This window comes from Coleofasciculus sp. LEGE 07092 (genome assembly GCF_015207375.1).
Lineage (GTDB): Bacteria > Cyanobacteriota > Cyanobacteriia > Cyanobacteriales > Coleofasciculaceae > LEGE-07092.
This window is the reverse complement of sequence record NZ_JADEWY010000234.1, coordinates 1-4,075: the sequence shown is the minus strand read 5'-3', so window position 1 is coordinate 4,075 and position 4,075 is coordinate 1. Positions and strand designations below refer to the sequence as shown.

4 protein-coding genes are annotated in these 4,075 nt (G+C 49.2%); 2 read left to right on the top strand and 2 right to left on the bottom strand.

Annotated features, from left to right (window positions below; translation table 11 throughout):
* A partial coding sequence (locus IQ257_RS28905) for a hypothetical protein (protein ID WP_228061140.1) occupies positions 1-559 on the bottom strand: 559 nt, incomplete at its 3' end.
* A gap of 175 nt (positions 560-734) precedes the next feature.
* Between IQ257_RS28905 and IQ257_RS28900 the strand changes: the two genes are divergently transcribed.
* Together IQ257_RS28900 and IQ257_RS28895 are read left to right on the top strand one after the other, a co-directional pair.
* A complete protein-coding gene (locus tag IQ257_RS28900; RefSeq protein ID WP_193882674.1) occupies positions 735-1,091 on the top strand; it encodes a DUF565 domain-containing protein in 357 nt (118 codons plus the stop codon).
* A gap of 17 nt (positions 1,092-1,108) precedes the next feature.
* Positions 1,109-2,209, top strand: a complete 1,101-nt coding sequence (locus IQ257_RS28895) for a glycerate kinase (RefSeq protein WP_193882671.1) — start codon at positions 1,109-1,111, stop codon at positions 2,207-2,209.
* A gap of 223 nt (positions 2,210-2,432) precedes the next feature.
* On the opposite strand, the gene IQ257_RS28890 is transcribed toward IQ257_RS28895, so the two are convergent.
* A complete protein-coding gene (locus tag IQ257_RS28890; RefSeq protein ID WP_193882806.1) occupies positions 2,433-3,962 on the bottom strand; it encodes a YifB family Mg chelatase-like AAA ATPase in 1,530 nt (509 codons plus the stop codon).
* Between the last annotated feature and the right edge of the window lie 113 nt (positions 3,963-4,075).

Here is a 4,075-nt window from a genome sequence, read left to right as displayed (position 1 = left end):
GCCATTCCCCTACCTTTTGATTCCACATCGGTGAAGGTGTTTCACCGACGACATAGGGTCCCCAGTACAGGCGAGATCCATCTTGAGCAAACGCCACGATAATATCCCCCTTTTCCAGAGTTAGATTACCCTGCGGTAGCGAAAGAATTAGACCTTGGCTACCTCCTTCCATCGGTGCAAAATCCCAATGTGCAGGTTCCCCGTAAGATTTTGAGCCTTGTTGTCGTGCCAATAGCGCCACCCGAACTGGATGTTGAGTAAAATTGCTGACTCGCAAGGTTCCCTGATGCGCTGCTAAAGCAACGGGATCGAGCGGCTTAGGCGGTGACGCCGTTGGGGAGGGTAACTCCGCTGACGGCTTAGGCAGTGCTGAGGATAGCTGCTGAACTTTTTCCAAATCGGGTGCTGCCGACGACTCAATCCCTGGTAACGACGAGGTATCGGGTGATTGCGGCTCTATCCAAACCTTAAACTCAACTAAGCCCAGCGCCAGTCCGCCAAGTCCTAAGAGCAACACCAAAATAAATGTAGGATAAACCATAGACTTTAACTTTTTCATTTGTTTAAAGGGGATTACACCCGCACCACTGCTGTAACCTAGAAACCGTCAAACATTGATGATCAGCTCTTACTATCATTGAAACAAGCTTGACCAAAACCGCGCTATCATCCGAGCGGGATAAAGAACAACGTGGGATTTTGGTACGTCTGTCTTGTTGCTGTCAGGTCTATCCATGCAAAATACTCGTCTCAATAATTTAGTTGATGTGATCTTGGTGCGACTGGCACAATGGTTTGCCAATCCCTGGCGACGCCTATCTCTGATTATGATTGGCTTGCTGTTGGGTGTCTTTTTGGGAACGGCAATTCCCACAACAGCCGGACAAACCGCTAACTGGGACGTGGTTGCGGCTGGGGTTTTGATTATCTTTACAGAAACGGTTAGCCGGATTGTCTACAGCAGAAATAAGCCACGGGGAGAAATTTTAGAAAAACCCTCTAGGCTGTCCTGGTTAACTCAAGTGATCAATGCTCTGAAAATTGGCTTGACTTATAGCATGTTTATCGAAGCGTTCAAACTTGGTTCCTGATGCATTGGGATTGGCTAATGACCCATAACTATCTATCACTCAGTCAAATCCTCAATAACTTGGCAGCAGGGCAACCGCCAAGCGCAATAGAACAGCAGCAGCTAGTTACCAAGGCACTAACACCATCAGCACAAGCCCAGGCGTTCGGCATTATGCCAGAAAATGTGGAGGAGAGGATTGACGCGCGATCGCATCTTTTCCAAAAAGTCTGCCACAATATCCTATCCTTGCCATTTTTCAACTCCACGACTCAAGCCGCTACCCTTGTATGCCTTTGGAATCTCTGGCTGCCTCTGTCCATGCAACTTGCTTCAATCCGGCAACAGCTAAGGCGTCCTTTAATTCAGGGGATACTGGGGGGACAGGGAACGGGGAAAACCACTCTAGCTGTGGTCTTAAAATTGATTCTAGCTCAGTTAGGCTATCGCACCCTCGGATTTTCCCTCGATGACCTCTACAAAACCTATGAGGAACGACAGCGCCTTCAAGCAGAAGACTCGCGTCTGATTTGGCGCGGTCCACCTGGAACCCATGATGTAGAGTTGGGTTTGCAGGTGCTAGACTTCCTACGCTCTCCTCACCCACAAGATGCAATTTTAGTACCTCGCTTTGATAAATCCGCTTGGGGAGGTGCTGGAGATCGTACCACTCCCGAACAGGTAGAGAATGTAGATATTGTACTGTTTGAAGGGTGGTTTGCAGGAGTGCGATCTGTTGACCCTAGTGTATTTAACGCCCAAACTCCAGAACCGATTCAAACCGATGCTGACCGAACCTTTGCACGGGACATGAACGAGCGGTTGAAAGACTATTTACCCTTATGGGAACGATTGGATCGATTGATGGTACTCTACCCAAGCGATTACCGCCTCAGTCTTCAGTGGCGGCGTCAGGCTGAACAGCAAATGATTGCCAAGGGTAAACCCGGAATGACAGATTCACAAATTAATGATTTTGTCAAGTATTTTTGGAAGGCACTTCATCCACAATTATTTATTACACCTTTAACCCAGAATCCCGATTGGGTTGATTTGGTTATTGAAATTAATCCTGACCATACCCCTGGTATTGTTTATCAACCCAGTGCAATAAGCTGTCACGCCTCTAATGCCAACTGATGCCGCTCTCGGAGCGGGGGTGCAGGGGTGCACGGGAGCAGAGTAATACCAATAGGCTTTTCCAATGGCACATCTGGAACCCCCCCAGCCCCCCGATGTTTTGGGGGGAGCAAGAGAGAATATGTGCCAAATTCAAACCCATTTGGTATAACACCTCAAAAATCGCCTTGTCCCCATCTCCCCATCTCCCCATCTCTCCACTCCCCACTCCCCACTCCCCATTTCACTGCATTCTATCTATCGTGCGATACTGAATCGCCTCAGCAACGTGCTGGGTTTTGAGATCTTCATCCCCTGCTAAATCTGCAATCGTCCGTGCTACTTTGAGAATGCGATCGCTTGCCCGTGCCGAAAGTCCTAATTTCCGAATCGCACCTTCTAGTAAATTGCGACTTGCATCATCCAACTGGCACCACTGGCACAGGTGACGACTTTGAATCTGGGCATTACAACGCACCGAGGGTTCTGACTTGAAACGCTTATAGGCGCGATTTCTGGCTACCTGTACCCTCTCTCGTATTGATGCTGATTCTTCTGCCAAGGGTTGTCGGGTAATCTCTTCGGGTTTGAGGCGGTTGACTGCCACTTGCAAATCAATTCGATCCATCAACGGACCCGAAAGCTTTGCCCAATAGTGTTCCCGTTGCCGAGGTGAACAGGTGCAGGGTTGAATGGTATCGCCAAAATAACCGCAGGGACAGGGATTGGTACTGGCAACTAGGGTAAACTGGGCAGGAAACATAACCGATTGCCGAGTGCGGGAAATGGTGACATAGCCATCTTCTAAAGGTTGACGCAGGAATTCCAGCACGTCTCGCTTAAATTCCGTTAATTCATCCAGAAACAGAACGCCTCGGTGCGCCAGGGAAATTTCCCCTGGACGCGGAAAACTGCCACCGCCGACTAGAGAAGGACCCGAAGCCGAATGATGGGGACTGCGGTAAGGGCGATCGCTCACTAAAGTCCCTTTATCTTTTAATAATCCCGCAACTGAATGGATTTGGGTAACTTCTAGTGCTTCTTCAAAACTCAAAGGCGGTAAAATTCCCGGCAGTCGTCGTGCTAGCATAGTTTTGCCACTTCCAGGAGGTCCGACAAAAATTAGATTGTGACCCCCAGCCGCCGCAATTTCTAGCGCCCGACGAGCGTGAGCCTGACCTTTGACCTCTTTTAAATCGAGTCCAGTAAACTTAGACTGGGATAACTCCTGCAATCCATCAAACTGCACGGGCGAGTAACGCTCAGGTTCGTTGAGGAAATCGGCGACTTCGGATAAATGCTTGAACCCGTAAACGACTAGCCCTTGAACAACGGCGGCTTCCCGTGCGTTATCAACGGGAACTACTAACCCAGAAATCCCCAATTTCTGGGCAGCAGCAGCAATAGGCAGTACTCCGGCAACAGGGCGCAGATTTCCATCTAAAGATACTTCTCCTAAAAATAGATAATCACCGAGCAACTCGGCACTGACTTGTTCCGATGCTGCCATAACCCCTACACTGATAGGCAAATCAAAGCTAGGTCCTTCTTTACGCAAGTCTGCCGGAGTTAGGTTAATCAAAATCCTGCGTAGAGGAAAAGCAAAACCTGAATTTTTCAACGCTGCCCTTACTCGTTCCCGCGATTCTTGCACGGCGGTATCCGGCAACCCGACGATTGTAACTCCCGGCAGTCCACCAGAAACATCCACTTCAACGCCTACCTTCACGGCATCGATTCCGACAATTGAAGCACTCCAAACTCTCGCAAGCATAGTCATACACCCTGATACTTAAGGGCGAGTATAGTGCTTGCAATTGGGGTAGACTAACCGGGAAATTACCGAAATTGGTGATCACATAGGGAGGGGGAGTGGGGGAGCTGGGG